Source organism: Chryseobacterium daecheongense (assembly GCA_027920525.1).
GTDB classification, from domain to species: domain Bacteria; phylum Bacteroidota; class Bacteroidia; order Flavobacteriales; family Weeksellaceae; genus Chryseobacterium; species Chryseobacterium proteolyticum.
Genome location: CP115858.1, coordinates 4,803,889 through 4,821,476, shown reverse-complemented (window position 1 = coordinate 4,821,476; position 17,588 = coordinate 4,803,889). Strand labels below are relative to the sequence as shown.

At 37.1% G+C, this 17,588-nt stretch carries 13 protein-coding genes; 4 read left to right on the top strand and 9 right to left on the bottom strand.

The genetic code is table 11. The features are described from left to right. The first annotated feature begins 93 nt into the window (after positions 1 to 93). Together ggt and PFY10_21605 are read left to right on the top strand one after the other, a co-directional pair. Positions 94 to 1,782 carry a gamma-glutamyltransferase gene (gene ggt, locus PFY10_21610; protein WBV56783.1) on the top strand — a complete coding sequence of 563 codons (1,689 nt, stop codon included), beginning with the start codon at positions 94 to 96 and terminating at the stop codon, positions 1,780 to 1,782. A 136-nt stretch (positions 1,783 to 1,918) separates the two neighbouring features. Next, positions 1,919 to 3,199: a dicarboxylate/amino acid:cation symporter gene (locus tag PFY10_21605; protein WBV56782.1), complete on the top strand. Its 1,281-nt coding sequence runs from the start codon at positions 1,919 to 1,921 to the stop codon at positions 3,197 to 3,199. Here the strand turns inward: PFY10_21605 and PFY10_21600 are convergent. The 6 genes from PFY10_21600 to gyrB all read right to left on the bottom strand — a co-directional run bounded on the left by PFY10_21600 (position 3,196) and on the right by gyrB (position 11,341). Beyond that, positions 3,196 to 4,047, bottom strand: a complete 852-nt coding sequence (locus tag PFY10_21600) for a YegS/Rv2252/BmrU family lipid kinase (GenBank protein WBV58972.1) — start codon at positions 4,045 to 4,047, stop codon at positions 3,196 to 3,198. The two genes, PFY10_21605 and PFY10_21600, sit on opposite strands and share 4 nt — an antisense overlap. Before the next feature lie 44 nt (positions 4,048 to 4,091). Continuing rightward, positions 4,092 to 4,913: an RsiV family protein gene (locus PFY10_21595; GenBank protein ID WBV56781.1), complete on the bottom strand. Its 822-nt coding sequence runs from the start codon at positions 4,911 to 4,913 to the stop codon at positions 4,092 to 4,094. Positions 4,914 to 4,985: 72 nt separating this feature from the next. Next, positions 4,986 to 5,399 carry a DUF5684 domain-containing protein gene (locus PFY10_21590; protein WBV56780.1) on the bottom strand — a complete coding sequence of 138 codons (414 nt, stop codon included), beginning with the start codon at positions 5,397 to 5,399 and terminating at the stop codon, positions 4,986 to 4,988. 65 nt (positions 5,400 to 5,464) lie between these two features. Continuing rightward, on the bottom strand, positions 5,465 to 7,393 hold the full coding sequence (locus tag PFY10_21585) for a DUF3857 domain-containing protein (GenBank protein WBV56779.1): 1,929 nt from the start codon (positions 7,391 to 7,393) through the stop codon (positions 5,465 to 5,467). A 2-nt stretch (positions 7,394 to 7,395) separates the two neighbouring features. Further along, complete coding sequence (locus PFY10_21580; protein WBV56778.1) at positions 7,396 to 9,288, bottom strand: DUF3857 domain-containing protein; 1,893 nt, start codon at positions 9,286 to 9,288, stop codon at positions 7,396 to 7,398. A gap of 118 nt (positions 9,289 to 9,406) precedes the next feature. After that, positions 9,407 to 11,341 (bottom strand): DNA topoisomerase (ATP-hydrolyzing) subunit B, encoded by a 1,935-nt coding sequence (gyrB, locus tag PFY10_21575; GenBank protein WBV56777.1) that lies wholly within the window; start codon positions 11,339 to 11,341, stop codon positions 9,407 to 9,409. 227 nt (positions 11,342 to 11,568) lie between these two features. On the opposite strand from gyrB, the gene PFY10_21570 reads away from it, so the two are divergent. Together PFY10_21570 and PFY10_21565 are read left to right on the top strand one after the other, a co-directional pair. Continuing rightward, positions 11,569 to 12,912 carry a cytochrome ubiquinol oxidase subunit I gene (locus PFY10_21570; GenBank protein ID WBV56776.1) on the top strand — a complete coding sequence of 448 codons (1,344 nt, stop codon included), beginning with the start codon at positions 11,569 to 11,571 and terminating at the stop codon, positions 12,910 to 12,912. Next, positions 12,909 to 13,913, top strand: a complete 1,005-nt coding sequence (locus PFY10_21565; GenBank protein ID WBV56775.1) for a cytochrome d ubiquinol oxidase subunit II — start codon at positions 12,909 to 12,911, stop codon at positions 13,911 to 13,913. Before PFY10_21570 ends, PFY10_21565 begins: the two co-directional genes overlap by 4 nt. Before the next feature lie 3 nt (positions 13,914 to 13,916). On the opposite strand, the gene PFY10_21560 is transcribed toward PFY10_21565, so the two are convergent. From PFY10_21560 to rlmF, 3 genes are all read right to left on the bottom strand, one after another. Then, on the bottom strand, positions 13,917 to 14,738 hold the full coding sequence (locus tag PFY10_21560; protein ID WBV56774.1) for an OmpA family protein: 822 nt from the start codon (positions 14,736 to 14,738) through the stop codon (positions 13,917 to 13,919). Between the two features lie 103 nt (positions 14,739 to 14,841). Further along, positions 14,842 to 16,539 carry a lysine--tRNA ligase gene (lysS, locus tag PFY10_21555; protein WBV56773.1) on the bottom strand — a complete coding sequence of 566 codons (1,698 nt, stop codon included), beginning with the start codon at positions 16,537 to 16,539 and terminating at the stop codon, positions 14,842 to 14,844. A 110-nt stretch (positions 16,540 to 16,649) separates the two neighbouring features. Then, positions 16,650 to 17,585: a 23S rRNA (adenine(1618)-N(6))-methyltransferase RlmF gene (gene rlmF, locus PFY10_21550; GenBank protein ID WBV56772.1), complete on the bottom strand. Its 936-nt coding sequence runs from the start codon at positions 17,583 to 17,585 to the stop codon at positions 16,650 to 16,652. Positions 17,586 to 17,588: the final 3 nt, after the last annotated feature.

Sequence of the window (17,588 nt, the reverse complement as noted above, 5' to 3'; positions counted from 1 at the left end):
ATCCTTCAGCTGATCAATTATACATATAGACCTGAAAAAGAAATTTTTCATTTAAAAATATATAATTTTGCTATCAATAAAAAGCAAAATGGTATGAAGAACCTATTATTCGCCGCCGTGTTTTTAAGCACAAACCTGTACTGGAGTCAGTATACAGATTTTAATATCGTAAAAGAAGTTAAGGTAAAAAACAAAGGAGTTGTTGTTTCTGCCCATCCGCTAGCAAGTGAAGCAGGAGCAAAAATCATGAAGCAAGGAGGAAATGCTTATGATGCTGTTATAGCCACTCAATATGCATTAGCTGTGGTTTATCCTCAGGCAGGAAATATAGGCGGTGGCGGATTTTTAGTGGGTGTAAAAAATAATGGTGAAAAATTTACGATCGATTATAGAGAAACAGCCCCAAGGAATGCATCGAGAGATATGTACGTCGACAAAACAGGAAAAGCCAGTACAGACCTTTCGCAGAACGGCAGATTAGCTGTAGGAATCCCTGGTAGTATTGCAGGCTTTTTTGCTACCCTAAAATATTGCAACCTTCCCATGGAAAAAATCATTCAGCCAGCCATAGATCTCGCTGAGAAAGGGTTTGCTATTACAGAAAAAGAAGCTGATATGCTTAACACCCACAAGGTAAATTTCCAAAAACACAATCAATCACCAATTCCTTTTGTAAAAGACACCCCGTGGAAAGCGGGTGATATTTTGGTTCAGAAAGAATTAGCTGAAACTTTAAAACTTATACAGAAAGAAGGAGCAAAAGGATTTTATGAAGGTAAAACCGCAGCCCTTATTGTTTCTGAAATGAAAAGAGGAAACGGAATTATCACTTCTGAAGATTTAAAAAACTATAAGGTTGCCCAGAGAAAAGCTCTTGAATTTGATTACAAAGGGAATAATGTTGTTTCCATGCCCTTACCGTCTAGTGGTGGAGTTCTTTTAGCCCAGATGCTGAGAATGGCAAGTTTTGAAAATTTAGAAAAATATCAGCTGAATTCTACTCCTGCCGTACAGATTATGGTAGAAGCCGAAAGAAGAGCCTATGCTGACCGTGCAGAATATATGGGGGATCCGGATTTTATAGGAGATAAGACCTCTTATCTTATCTCTGATGATTATTTGAAAAAGAGATGGAAAAGCTTTAGTTTTTCTAAGGCCACGCCTAGCTCTGAGGTTGGAAAGATCATAAAGCAACCTAAAGAATCAACACAAACGACCCACATTTCAGTAATTGATAAGGATGGAAATGCTGCATCTGTAACCACTACCCTTAACGGGTATTACGGAAGTAAAGTGGTTGTGTCCGGAGCAGGATTCTTTTTAAATAATGAAATGGATGACTTTTCTATCAAACCGGGAGTTCCGAATATGTTTGGGGCTGTAGGCGGGGAAGCCAATTCTATTCAACCGAATAAGAGGATGCTCTCATCCATGACTCCTACCATACTCTTAAAAAACGGAAGACCTTTTATGGTAGTTGGAACACCCGGCGGAACAACAATTCCGACATCAGTATATCAATCCATCGTAGATGTTGTTGATTTTAAATTGAACGCCAATATTTCCGTAAACGCACCTAAATTCCATCACCAATGGCTTCCAGAAACCGTATCTGTGGAAAACAATTTTCCGGAATCAACAATTTCTGAATTAAAGGCTAAAAATTATGTTATCGAAAAAGTAAAACAGATCGGAAAAACAGAAATGATCGTTATTGATGAGAATGGAAACATACATGCAGTAGCGGACGGACGTGGTGACGACTCTGTCGCAACAGAATAACTTCTGTTTACCTATTTGTAATTTTCAACTAAATATTTAAAGGACGAAACAAGGAAAAGATCATTTTTTCATGACATCTATCATGATTCCTGATATTTTTTCTTACTTTTCGTCCTTTAAATTAAAAAACACCCCATTGAAAGCAAAAAAAATCTATCAGCAGCTCTATTTTCAGGTAATCATCGCCATCATTGCAGGTATACTTCTGGGAAGGTTCTATCCCGAACTGGGAGAGAAAATGAAGCCTTTAGGCGATGGCTTTATCAAACTTGTAAAAATGATTATTGCTCCGGTAATTTTTATTACGCTTACATTAGGAATTGCCCATATGACCGACCTAAAAAAGGTAGGGAGAATTGCAGTAAAGGCAATGATCTATTTTTTTACTTTTTCAACATTAGCTTTAATCATCGGATTAATCGTCGGTAACATCCTTCAACCCGGCACAGGCTTGAATATTGATCCGGCCTCGCTTTCTGGAGATATTTCCCAGTATCAGCAAAAAGCCCACGAATCCACACTTACGGGCTTTATGATGAATATTATTCCCGAAACCCTTTTCAGTCCCCTGGTCGGTGAAAATATTCTTCAGGTCTTATTGGTCGCTATTTTAATGGGAGTTGCACTTGTATTGACAAAAGAAAAAAGCCAAAGGATAACCAACTTTCTGCAGGATCTTTCAACACCTGTTTTTAAAATCGTGCATATGCTTATGAAACTTGCTCCCATCGGAGCTTTCGGGGCAATGGCTTTTACCATCGGAAAATATGGTCTTCATTCAGTTCTCAATCTTCTGTTCCTGGTAGGGACATTTTATATCACCTCATTACTATTTGTTGTTTTGATACTGGGTGCTGTTGCCTGGTATAATGGTTTCAGCATTTTTAAGCTGATGTTTTATCTTAAAGAGGAGCTTCTTTTAGTTCTGGGAACCAGCTCTTCAGAATCCGCATTACCGGGAATTATGGAAAAGCTTGAAAAAGCAGGATGCTCCAAAGCTATCGTAGGATTGGTGGTTCCCACCGGCTATTCTTTCAACCTCGATGGCACTAATATTTACATGACACTGGCTTCATTGTTCATAGCACAAGCCCTGAATATTCATCTGCCACTGGAAAAACAATTAATGCTACTCCTTGTCGCTATGCTAAGTTCTAAAGGTGCAGCGGGCGTAACAGGAGCCGGATTTGTAACTTTAGCAGCTACATTGGCTGTAGTTCCGGAGATTCCGATTGCAGGAATGACACTGATCCTGGGAATCGATAAATTCATGAGCGAGTGCCGGGCATTGACCAACGTTATAGGAAATTCCGTAGCCACTGTAGTGGTTGCAAATTGGGAAAAACAACTGGATAAAGAACAGCTCCATTACTCCCTGAACCATCCACAAGAAGTAGAAAAGAAGTTAGAGGCTTAAATTAGAATCGTCAGACTGGCAGGAAGCACCTTAATATGGATCGGGGATTTTATTTTATTAAATTCACCATCCAGGTGCCAGTTTTTGGTATTGACACTGAACTCGATTTCTGAAACCGGAAGATAGGTCACATAATCATCATCTTTCAGTTTTTTGGTAAACATCCTGTATGCAAATAATGCAGAATAGGTTAATGGAAACTTCTTAACCAAAACCATATCGACCAATCCGTCACTTTTACTCGCGTGCGGAGCAATATATGCATTATTTCCAAACTGACGGGTATTAGCAATATTCAGCATCAGATATCTGCCGTTATATTGCTGGTAAGCTTCATCAACAAATTTAACCTTAATGGGTTTATAATTAAAAAAGGTTTTAAGGGAAACCTTGATGTAATTTTTGAAACCCCTGTCCGTCTTTTCAAATTCTTTTACCACCTTGCCATCAAATCCTGTTCCTGAAACATTGATGGAAAGTCTTTCATTTACGGTAAAAGTGTCAATTTTTCTGGATTTTTTCGCCTTTAGCTTATCCAGTAGTTCATCTAGATTTTTGCTGAATTGGGTTTCGTTCGAGAATCCGTTTCCTGAACCTGCCGGAAAAATAGCTAAAATTTTAGGTGTATTAATCAACTTCCTTGCTACTGTAGAAATAGTGCCATCCCCTCCTATTGCAACAAAAATTTCTATTTCATTGAAGTGCTCTTCAATAAAATCATCTGTTCCCTGAATGGATTCTGAAATATAGTAAAGGGGATTTTCCACCTTTTTTTTCAACTCATTGAGAAATGGCTGATAATTCCTTTTGGCAGAAAACGGGTTGATGATAAAAGCTACTTTTTCCATTACAGCAAAAATAAAAAATGCTTCCTGATTTGGAAGCATTATTCTTATTTAATTTTCATTCTTTCTTTAAACTCGGGCTTAAGCGTCCCTTTAAGATCCTCCCATGATACGGGGATTGTGATGTCTCCAGCTGCGAAAGCTGCAATTTCGTATGGACTATAATGGAAATACAGGTTCTTATCATCAAAGTAGAAATTGCTACTTGCAGGAATTACTTCTACCAGGAGCATATCAGAATTTTTCACCTCTCCTTTCTCATCGGTCGTTCCACTATTCATCTTATTGATATTCTTCATCAGAATTCCCTCAATTTGTTTTTTAGGCATGGTGGTAATATCCGCCAACTGTACTTTCTTATTGTTTTTCAGGTCAAACACCCGCTCGGAAAACCCGTAATTATCGTGGGCTCCCCCTTCATACGCACTGTAAACATATTCAATGTGCATATAATCATTGGTTGTGGATTTCAGATTCATATAGTTACTGGTATACCATTCCTGAGGAAATGATACTCCAAGATCCTTCGCCTCCTTCTTGATAGAATTGAAATATTCTGCCTTTTCTCTTTCCAGGTAGGACTGAATCCCGTTTTTAGAAAAATCTGTTGCCCCTTTATTGATAAAATAGATGCTGTCCAGGAGCTTTTGGTCTTTCAAAGAAGGAAATACTAAAAGTTTCGAAGTATATTTTACAGTTAAAGAATCATTGACCTTCGTAGAGTCGCTAACTTTTACTGAATCGACTACAAATTTTTCGGACTGATTCACTTCTGTTTTTTCTGTCGATGAATCCTTTTTTTCATTCTTTTTACACGCTGCCAGAGCAAAGAACGAGGAAAGCAAAATAGCTGCAATTGTATTTTTCATATTCTATATTTGTGATGTCAATACAAAAACCATTCACAAAATGAATGGTTTTGTAAATTATAATGAATTTTTTTAGTTCGCCGGTATTTTCTGGCTTTCAAATTGATCATTCCCAAAAGCTAAAACAGGAATGAATATAAATCCTAAGAAGAATAAAAGAATCGTGTATAAAGGCGTTTCTTTGCTAAATCCTTTGGCAAGACCATCATTAACCATCCATGATGCAAACAGGTTAACAAACGGAATAAAAAATAAAATAATCCACCAAGCCGGTTTCTTTACAATATCAAGCAAAACGATGATGTTATAAATAGGAATGAAAGCCGCCCATGCATCTTGGCGCCCAGCTTTCTGAAATATTTTATACATACAATATCCATAGAACAGATATATAATCAGATAAAAGAATAACATTCCGATTCCAATTCCGGCCGCTGCCGCAGAATCCATCCCATCGTAAGGATCTGTTTGTAAAAGAGTTAACATATTATTAATTTTTATTGGTTTGCTCAAATATAACGAAAAAGCTTCTATAAATAGAAGCTTTTAATTTATTTTTTAATTAAACTTATCACCTGATTTTCACTTTTTGAAGCTACTCCCCAAATCTGCTTAAATGCGGGATAATAATCTTTAGGATAATCCGGACTGCTTACTTTGGTCTTTGAGGTGACCTCCAGTTTATTTCCTTTTTGCTCTGCAACATAGCTGTATTCAATCTCCTTATCATCCGTTATTATCTTTTTATTTTTTGGCATTTCTTCAATAACATAACCTTCGGGAATTTCGAAAATGATTTTTTTCGTTCTTGTGTAGGCTGATATAAAATCTATGGGGTATTTTCTTTCATCGGTCTGATCAAATTCATTGGAGTTTTTATTAAGAAACAGCATAGGATTAATGATCATTTTTTTCCCTATTCTATCGATCAGGTTTTCTGATGTAAATTTCATTGTACTTTCAAAATCACCATTTTCTAGAACTTTTGAGTTAATATCCGTAAAATCAATAGCAAAGTTTTCCTTGTACTGCTTTTTGTATTTATCCATATTCTCGTCATAGCTTTCTTTGGCAAACATCGCATAGCTACCTGTATCTTTGTCGGAATAAGTTCCGGAAATGCTTCCATCTTCATTGATCTTAGCCTCAGCCGTAAGGTAAGTAAAACTTGGTTGTGCATTGGTCATAGATAATTCCTGTACTTTTTCCTTTGGAGCCAGGATCCCAAATTGATTCCAATCTCTTGGAGGCAGCATATCCCTTGAAGATTGCTTGGATGTAGCATCATATAAATGATATTGGTCTTTAATTTTAACGGCTGCCAGGACAAAGTTTAAATTCGAGACATTCGGAGATGCAATATTGATCATTCCGTTACTAACAGTAGAGATCAATAACGGATCTGCCTTTAATCCTGCTTCTCTAAGCATCATGATTAAAAAAAGATTGATCTCCGCAGCGTTTCCGGTTTTTGTTTCGAGAAGTTTTTTTATTCCATCTTCTGTCCTTACTCCCGAATATTTATTCCAGGTAAAGGCCTTTTGGACATATTTAAAAATAGCATCCGCCTTGTCCATATCTGTAAGCCCCGAAATTCCTGAAGGCATATTTTCTTTCGCCAATTTTGTTCTTTTCAGTTCTCCCCCAAAATCTTCATTCTCATATAACCTTTCTTTGATCTTCTCCCAGGATGATGAATACAACTTCAGTTCTTTAAAATTGGTGGAATGCAATTCCGCACTGATCTTCGTTCTGTAATTTCTATCATTTTTTATGAATTTCTCCGTTTTAAAACCTTTCAGGTTTTCATACCCGAAACGATACGTTCTGTAATTGGAGCCATACAGAATCTTTTCCTCAACCTGCTTGTATTTCGGACTTAGTGATCCTGTATAATTGATATTATATGCAATATTGGAAGGAGTATCCAGAATATATTCAGTATATAATGATGGCGTATCAGATTCTATTAATATTTCCGGAATGGAATACAGGAACGGAGACGTGATCTCATACTGGTATTCAATAACAGAACCGTTTTTTACATTAGGAAAAGCAAATTTGGTAACCGATATATACTTATTTTCTTTACTCTTGTACTTTGAACTTTTATCTACTTTAGTCGTGACCACATTTCCGTTTTCAAGATTATAGGTATAAGCTTTCATTTTAGATAAGCTTTCCTGGCTGCTGCCATCCTGATAAAGGGGCACTTCAAGATTAAGCCAGTCTTCGGCTTTTTCTTTATCATAAATCTTCACCCTGTAAAAGGCCCTTTTCTCCAAAGTACCATTATTGGAATCTATATTAAAAGACACTGATTTATACAAAATTTCCGCTGGAGCATTTTCTTCCAGCAATGATTTTTGCTTTGATAAATCGGTATCATTAAATTTAGGCGGGTTGAGAAATTCCTGTTTTTGGGCTTTGAGGCAAACAACACTGATTGAACTCAAAATGACGAATATAATTTTTTTCATGCTTAGATTTTAGTTATTAGAATTTTAGAATTGTCCATGTTTATGGTTTTCTTTCTGAATTTGATGTAATCATTGTATTTTTCTTTAGGATACATTCCTTTATTCACATGAATAGTCCTGGTAACGGTAAGCTCTTGTCCGTTCTTTATAAAGTTAAGCTGATAGGTTCCAAACTCAGACGGAAGTTTTACATCCTCAGGAACCTCATCGATCTTATAATTTTTAGGAATTTCAAATGTAACCTTATATTCATCTTCAAAAGACTGCATGATCTCAAACGGCAATTCCCTTTTATCATCTGCTTTATAATTATTATCAGAAAAGATAGGTACCGCTCGGAATACCATACTGCTTCCGGCATTCTTGGAATAGTTATTAGCCTTAAAATCAAGATTATATTTTATAACTGCATTATCCCTGTCATTAATAAAATCTTTCATTTCAATATTTTCAAAATGTAAAATATTTAAAAGGCTTTTTACTGATTCATTTTTCTCCTTAGGAGATAATGTGGCAAATCTTAAGTTATAATCATATTGACTGCCTGTAAAAGCAAACTCTCCTTTTCCTGCAATACTATTATCTTCATTAAGCTTAATTTTAAGGATTTGCTTTTCTTTATTTTGTTCTGCAGAATATGAAGGCGTATCCATCACTTCAATTCCATCCTTTTTAACCAAAAGAACATTTCGGTCTGTTGTACTGTAGCTCAAATGGTTAAAAGCAATTTGCTGGGATGTATTTTCCAGCCATATGTTTCCCTTTTCAGTAGGTACCATTAAAATAACATGGTTCCCTCCCATTTTTGGAAAATCTTTATCGAAGGACACCGGTGAAGAGCCTGAATTGATAGTACAATAGTATGATGGAATTCCTGCTTCATCAAGTAAGGTCTTCATATAATTGGATAACCCTTTACAGTCGCCATATCCTTTTTTCTGTACTTCATCCGGCATCATAGGCTGCCATCCCCCAATTCCCAGCGCAACAAATATATATCGGGTTTTACCCTGCATATACTGATACAGTTTTCTCACCTTTTCTTCTGTGGACCCTTGTAAATTAAGTGCTGCAACATCAGCTTTTATAGAGGGCGTGGAAACAGATACAGGTTGCAAAATGCTATTATAATACCAGGATCCGAAATCTTTCCAGCTCGTAATACTTCCCTGCTTTCCTTCCAGATTGAATTTTGCCAGTGAAAAACTGACTTTAGGTAAGATCTTAAGTGGTGAAGGAAGTAAAGAAACATCTTCTATTGCAGGAACATTTTTATATGAATATACTTTTTCTGCCCCATTACTGCTTTCTGCAACCGTAGTATAATTGTACTTCGAAGGATAAGTTTTTGTACGGAGCTCAATACCTGAATTATTAAGAATCTTAAACTGGCTTTCCTCCAATGCTACATTGGTGCCTGAAAAAGGTACAAAATCCGGTATGAAAATAGTGTTTTCATTAGTGATCTGGTACGAAAACTCGAGTGTATAAGGATATTGGGTCGGAGTATAAGCCAATGATAAATATCTGCTATCCGAATAAAAGACTCCCTGGGAATTGTTAGCAAAGTCTCCGAAATCCGATTTGGAATAAGACTTTATTTTTTTACCGGATTCGTCATACACTGTAACTTTTACGTCAGAAATATGATCTCCTTTGTCATATGGAATATAAGCATGAGCCTGGGAATCCCCGTCTTTATTTAAAACCGTAGTTACGGTATTTATCTGATATTTTACCTCATCTATCTTGTTGATTTGGATCGTGGTAAAATCTTTTCGGATCACCGCATTGGCATCCTTCTTTAAATTCTCCGGGATTGCTGACACCGGATAGCTTTGGGCGTAGTAAAGAGAAGCAATACAAACGGCACCAACTGTTAAGATTTTCATCATTGTTTTAAAAAATTTAACAAAAGTAATGAAATCTTAATAAATGTTAAAATTTAATTTTCGAAGACAAAAAAAGGCTCCATAACGGAGCCTTTTTCATTATATTTTTTAGAAAAATAAATTATGCATCAATTTTAGCATATTTTGCATTTTTCTCAATAAACTCTCTTCTTGGCGGAACTTCATCTCCCATCAACATAGAGAAAACACTATCTGCTTCTACAGCATTATCAATAGTTACCTGTTTCAATATTCTATGCTCAGGATTTAAGGTCGTTTCCCAAAGCTGCTCAGGATTCATTTCCCCAAGACCTTTGTAACGTTGTACCTCTACTCCTTTTCCATCCGGAGACATATCCAGAGTAAATTCCTCACGCTCTTTTTCATTATAGGCATACACTTTTTTGTTACCTTTCTTCAATAAATATAAAGGCGGTTGAGCGATATAGATATAACCATTTTCAATCAATTCTTTCATATATCTGAAGAAGAATGTCAGAATCAATGTAGAAATGTGGGAACCGTCAATATCGGCATCGGTCATGATGACAATCTTATGATATCTCAGTTTCGCCATATTCAACGCCTTGCTGTCTTCTTCCGTTCCTACAGAAACCCCAAGAGCTGTGTAAATATTTTTAATTTCCTCATTATCATAAACTTTATGAAGCATAGACTTTTCAACGTTCAAAATTTTACCTCTTAATGGAAGGATAGCCTGGAAATGTCTGTCACGTCCTTGTTTTGCAGTACCTCCTGCGGAATCTCCCTCAACAAGGAATATTTCAGATTCTTCAGGACTTTTAGAAGAACAGTCGGACAATTTCCCAGGAAGTCCGGAACCTCCCATCGGAGATTTTCTCTGAACCATTTCACGGGCTTTTTTCGCAGCCTGTCTTGCTTTTGCTGCTAAAACAACCTTCTGAACGATAATTTTAGCTTCGTTAGGATTTTCTTCTAAGAAGTTCGTAAGCATTTCCCCCACAATTTTATCAACTGCTCCGGAAACTTCGGAATTACCCAATTTTGTTTTAGTTTGCCCTTCAAACTGCGGTTCCATTACTTTTACGGAAACCACGGCTGTAAGACCTTCACGGAAGTCATCTCCCGTAATTTCTACCTTTTCTTTCTGAGGGATCCCCAGATCATCGGCATATTTCTTTAAGGTCCTCGTTAATGCACGTCTGAAACCCGCAAGGTGTGTTCCCCCTTCATGGGTATTGATATTATTAACGTAAGAGTGAAGATTCTCATTAAATGAAGTATTGTAACGCATTGCCACTTCAACCGGAATATCATCTCTTTCGCCCTCCATGAAGATTACATTCTCCATAATGGCCTCACGGCTTCCGTCAATGTAGGCAACAAATTCCTTTAAACCGCCTTCGGAATGAAAGACTTCTGATTTGAAAGAACCATCTTCCAGAGTCTCTCTTTCATCGGTAAGGGTAATGGTAATACCTTTATTAAGATAAGAAAGCTCTCGTAAACGGCTTGCTAACGTATCATAGTTATATACTAATTCAGTGAAAATGGTATCATCAGGCTGGAAGAACTGCTTAGTTCCTCTTTTGTCACTATTCCCTATTTCTTCAACTCCCGTTTGTGCTTTTCCTTTGGAATATACCTGCTGGTAAACGTTTCCGTCTCTGTATACGGTTGTAATCATTTCATTGGAAAGTGCATTCACACAAGATACCCCAACACCATGAAGACCTCCGGAAACCTTATAGGAATCTTTATCGAACTTACCTCCTGCTCCGATCTTCGTCATTACAACTTCAAGAGCAGATTTTTGTTCTTTTTCGTGGAAGTCAACCGGAATACCTCTACCGTTATCCATTACTTCGATTCCGTTTCCTTCTTTAATGCTAACGAAAATGGTATCGCAGTATCCTGCTAACGCTTCGTCAATAGAGTTATCTACTACTTCATAAACCAAATGATGGAGACCTCTTACTCCTACATCACCAATGTACATTGAAGGACGCATACGAACGTGCTCCATTCCTTCCAATGCCTGAATACTACTAGCTGTATATTGTTTCTGACTCATATCAAATTATTAAACTTTGCCAATTGCAAAGACCTACAAATATCGTGATTTTTTTCGAGATATGAAAGTTAAAATATGTCAAAAAAGATGGAGTTTTCAACACTAATCAAAGGCATTTTTATCTTAAAAAAATACAAAGTTATATTGCCTTTCAATAATATCAACTGTTTTAAATCATGTATTCTTCTATAATTAATGCTTAAATTTATATACTCAAAATTGATATTATGGACGATTTCATTGCAGCCCGTGCCCAGATGGCCATGTCCCTCGGCTTCCACATTATATTTTCGTGTGTAGGTATGGTTATGCCATTTTTAATGGCCTTTGCCCACTGGAAATACCTTAAAACAAAAAACGAAGTATATAAGGGACTTACAAAAGCATGGAGCAAAGGAGTCGCCATTCTTTTTGCAACAGGAGCTGTTTCCGGAACTATGCTTTCTTTTGAATTGGGACTTCTTTGGCCACAGTTCATGAAACACGCCGGCCCCATCTTCGGAATGCCTTTTTCTCTTGAAGGAACAGCATTTTTTATCGAAGCAATTGCTATCGGTTTTTTTCTTTACGGATGGGATAAGTTCAACAAATGGTTTCACTGGTTCTGTGGATTTTTAGTCGGACTCAGTGGATTGGCTTCCGGCATCCTTGTCGTTGCAGCCAATGCATGGATGAACTCTCCCGCAGGATTTGATTATATCAACGGACAATATGTAAATATAGATCCTATCAAAGCGATGTTTAATGAAGCCTGGTTTCCACAGGCATTGCATATGACGGTAGCTGCCTTTTGTGCAACCGGTTTTGCCGTTGCAGGAGTTCATGCTTTTTTAATCATGCGAAAAAGAAATGTGGAATTTCACACCAAAGCATTTAGAATTGCCGCAGGTTTTGCCCTCATAGGAGCTTTCGGAGCTCCCTTAAGTGGTGATATCGCTGCTAAATCGGTTGCAGAAAGACAGCCTATAAAATTAGCTGCAATGGAAGCTCATTTTAAAACAGAAAAGGGAGCCTCTTTTGTGATCGGAGGAATTCCGGATGAAAAGAAAGGCGAAATCAAATATGCATTAAAGATCCCTAAATTATTAAGTTTTCTCGTCAGTAATGATTTTAATGCCGAAGTAAAGGGATTGAATGATTTCAGCAGAGATGAATGGCCTCCTGTTGCCGTTGTCCACTACTCTTTCCAGATCATGATCTTCTTTGGTGTCATAATGATCTGCATAGGTTCTCTATATGTCTATTCACTATTCTTTAAAAAAGAATGGCTGAGCAAGAACTGGCTGCTGAAAACATTTCTGATCGCCACTCCTTTTGGATATATAGCATTGGAAGCAGGCTGGACTGTAACAGAAGTAGGCCGCCAGCCCTGGATTATTTATGGTATTATGCGAACTGTAGATGCCGTAACACCTATGCCGGGCATCCAGTATTCCTTCTATTTCTTCACCGCAATTTTTGTTTCGCTGTCATTGATTTTAATATTTCTTCTCAAAAGGCAAATTCAAATGGTTCCGAAATTATATGACCCTACCGATATTCAGTTTAACGCTAAAAATACAAAATCATGATCTACGTTGTTATAGGCTTTCTTTGGCTGTCAATTTGCCTGTATGTAATCTTGGGAGGAGCTGATTTTGGCGCAGGGATCGTAGAGTTATTTACCAATAAAAAATCCCGTCATAAAACAGAGGAGATTATGTATGAATCAATCGCTCCGGTTTGGGAAGCGAATCATATGTGGGTGATTATTGCTATTGTGATCCTGTTTGTAGGATTTCCTGAAATTTACACAACGATGTCCACTTACCTGCATATTCCGTTAGTTCTTATGCTTGTAGGAATTATTGCAAGAGGTACCGCTTTTACATTCAGGCATTATGATGCGGTGAAAGATGACTGGCAGTTTTTATATACTCACATTTTTTATTATGCAAGCCTTCTCACTCCTTTTTTCTTAGGGCTGATTGCGGCAGCTACAGTTTCCCAATCCATTAATCCGGACGCCACCACTTTTCTGGATCTCTATATTTTCAGCTGGCTGAATTGGTTCGGAGTGACCGTTGGTTTATTTACAGTGGCCCTCTGTGCCTATCTTGCTTCAATATTTTCTCTTAGGGAAACCAAGGATCGTGTGCAACTTAATCTGATGATCAGAAAATCCAAACAAACGATGATCTTTGTAGTGATCACCGGAGCTCTGGTTTTTCTTTCAGCGTATCTTTCGGGCATTCCTCTAGTTACCTGGGTTTTCTCCAAACCTTTGGGAATTATGGCAATTGCCTTTGCAACGATAGCACTGTTATTGATTTTCCGGGCTATGAAACAACGGAAGCTCCTTCCCGTTCGTGCCTTAGCAGGATTCCAGGTTATTATGATCCTGGTGGCCGCAACGTATCAGCATAACCCTGATATCATATTATTAGGGAATGGGCAGCATCTTTCATTATTAGAACATGTAGCAGCTCCGAAAACAATTTCTGCTTTAGCGTGGGCATTAATGTTAGGATCTTTATTTATTCTGCCGTTTTTATTTTACCTGATGGCTTCATTTAGTAAACTAAGGAAGTAAGGATTATTTTTTAAGTAAAACAATTTCAACCCTCCTATTCATAATCCGGTCCGCTTCCGTTTGTTCGGGATAAGCAACCGGATTAAGATGTCCTTGTCCGCTTGCTTTTATACGGCTGGAATCTATACCTTGCATCTGGAGGAATTCCTTTATAGAATCAGCCCTTGTGTGTGAAAGATTAAAAGTACCAAAATCAAGATCTTCACCATCAAAATTATTATAATCACAGCAAATATGCCCCTGTAATTCTACCTGTATAGCCGGATTATCTCTTAGTATTTTAAGCAGCTTAAGAATTGTTTCATTCCCACCCGGGAGCCAGACATGACGGCCGCCAATAAAATTAACATTAGGAAGAGAATATGTATTTTGAACTTTCAGCTCAGCAACACTCAGATCTACAAAACTTGGAGGAACTTTTCGTAGAATTTTTTCTCCCTTAGCCCATTCTCTGTCTATAAAAATATCTACTCTTCTGTTTTTCTTCCGTAATTCTTCTGAACTATTATCATTGATCTGTTTTCCCTCACCAAGACCTACAACATTTTCAATTGTAATATGAGTTTTAATTTTCTCCTGCAGGTATTTTTTAACTGCATTTGCACGGTTTTCAGACAATACTTTATTGTAATGTATGCTTCCCGTAGAATCACAATTTCCAAAAATCCTGAATCTTAAATTGCCTTTTAACTGAGCCAAACTATCTAATTTCTTTTGGGATTGCTTATCAAGTTTATAGTCATCATGCACAAAGTAAACAGATTCAATCATTTGCGACTTAATGACAAGACATTGTAACAGAAAAAATAAAACAAAAATTTTCATCGAAATTGAGTTTTTATACACAACGGGAAATAGCAATTTATAGTTTATCGCAAAAAAAAATCCTGAAATATTTCAGGATTTTTTTTAGTATTGTTGTGAACTTTTAAACCAATTTCATCAAAACATTTTCGTCAATCTTTTCAACTTTCACCAAATTATTTTTAGTTAGAGTCTTAGATGCTTTATCCCATTTTTTACCGGATAACTGACTTCTTTGTTTAACTTCTGCTAAAGAGAATGCTTCTTCCTGAGAGTTTAAAATTTCAAGAATTACTTTCTCATCTTCTCCCAATTCAATCTGAGGAACTGTTTTTTCAGGTCTCATCTGAGGGAAGAATAATACTTCCTGGATGGATGCATTATCCGTTAAGAACATGATCAATCTGTCCATACCAATTCCTAATCCGGAAGTTGGAGGCATTCCGTATTCCAAAGCTCTAAGGAAATCCTGGTCGATAAACATCGCTTCATCATCACCTCTTTCAGAAAGAGCCATCTGCGCTTCGAAACGTTCTCTCTGATCAATAGGGTCATTTAACTCAGAATAAGCATTAGCTATTTCCTTTCCGCAAACCATCAACTCAAAACGCTCTGTTAAGCCTTCTTTGCTTCTGTGTTTTTTAGTTAAAGGAGACATTTCGATCGGATAATCGGTAATGAAAGTTGGCTGAATGAAATTTCCTTCACATTTTTCTCCGAAGATCTCATCAATTAATTTTCCTTTACCCATTGTTTCATTAACCTCAATCCCAATAGATTTAGCAAAATCAAACAATTCCTTTTCAGTTTTTCCTGTGATATCGAATCCTGTATATTTTTGGATCGCTTCAGTCATTGAAACTCTAGGATAAGGTGCTTTCCAATTTATCTTATGCTCTCCGAAAGTAGATTCGGCATTTCCATTAACCTGAGTAGCACAGAATTCCAATAGTTTTTCTGTGAAATCCATCATCCAGTTGTAATCCTTGTAAGCCACATAAATTTCCATCGCTGTAAATTCCGGATTATGTGTTCTGTCCATTCCCTCATTTCTGAAGTTTTTGGAAAACTCATATACCCCATCAAATCCTCCAACGATCAATCTTTTAAGATAAAGCTCGTTTGCAATTCTTAAATATAATGGAATATCCAAGGCGTTATGGTGTGTAATGAACGGTTTTGCCGCAGCTCCTCCCGGAATAGATTGAAGAATCGGAGTTTCAACTTCAAAATATCCTGCATCATTAAAGAAGGTTCTCATGGCATTGAACAATTTTGTTCTCTTCACAAAAATTTCTTTAATATGCGGGTTGACGGTTAAATCAACATAACGTTGTCTGTATCTTAGTTCAGGATCATTAAATCCATCATGTATTACTCCATTCTCATCCGTTTTGGATTGTGGTAGCGGACGTAAAGATTTCGTAAGGAGAGTAAAATTCTTTACCAGTACAGTTTTCTCCCCTACTTGTGTGGTAAAAAGCTCCCCTTCGATACCGATAATATCCCCGATATCTAAAAGGTGTTTGTATACTTCATTATACAAAGTTTTATCTTCTCCTGTACAGATCTCATCTCTGTTGAAATATACCTGAATTTTACCTGTAGAATCCTGCAATTCAGCAAAAGAAGCTTTCCCTTGAATTCTTCGGGACATCAATCTACCAGCAATCTTCACCTGTTTACTCTCAGAAAAATCCTGTTTTATAGATTCTGTTGTATCTGTAATTTTGTATTCATCTGCCGGGAACGCGTTGATCCCCATTTCAACAAGCTTATTAAGCTTTTCTCTTCTAATGATTTCTTGTTCTGATAATTGCATTTCTTATTTTTCTAAAAGCCTACAAATTTAGGTATTTTTGAGTTGACTGTCAATGACTTTTCCCAGAAATATATTTATTTCTGTAAAAATGCGGTTAAAGAGAGGTTTGCTTACGGGAACCAGCCTTTTCTGTCTTGTTGAGGGATAAATGTCCAGGCCAGAATTCTGCTTATTTTTTGGCCCTGAGCCATATCGATGGTTTTGAACTCTACTGTCTTACTCTTTTTCAGGAGTGTGGTAAGTGGATACAGATTATCTTTTTTAGAAACCAGACAGGTAAACCACAGGACCTGCGAAGCGAATAAACTGCTTTCATGTATCATCCTGGTAATAAAAGCAAGCTCCCCACCTTCGCACCATAATTCCGATTGTTGTCCCCCAAAATTGAGTACTGGCTTCTTAACTTTGGATTGACGGAGATTTTTAGTCTTTCTGAGATTTCCTTTTATGGCAGATTCCTCAGAGTCATGAAAAGGAGGATTACACATTGAAAACATAAATCTGTCTCCTTCTAGAAGCATATTCCTGAATATACATTCAGAAGCCGGCTGATGCTTCAAATGAATAAAAGATGACAGATCCGGGTTATTGTCCAGAATACGTTGTGCATTTTGTAACGAGTCTTTATTAATATCTGTTCCCGTCATTGTCCATCCGTAAGACCTGTGAGCAATTAAAGGATACACGAGATTAGCTCCAACACCTATATCCAGGCCACTTATTGAAGAGCCCTTAGGGATTTCACCGGATTCAGATTCGAGAGCGAGTAAATCAGCAATGTAATGGATATAATCTGCTCTTCCGGGAATCGGAGGGCATAAATTATTTTCAGGAATATCCCAGTTCCGGATATGGTAAAAATGTTGTAAAAGGGCTTTGTTGAGTAGTTTTACCGCCTTTGGAAGGCTGAAGTTGATCGTTAATGTTTGGTGTGCATTAACAAAAACATAGTGCTTCAGTTCTGGCACACAAGAAATGAGCTGATCAAAATCATAGGGATCACGATGAAGATTTCTTGTGTGCAGACTGGATTTTTCAGCAGACATATT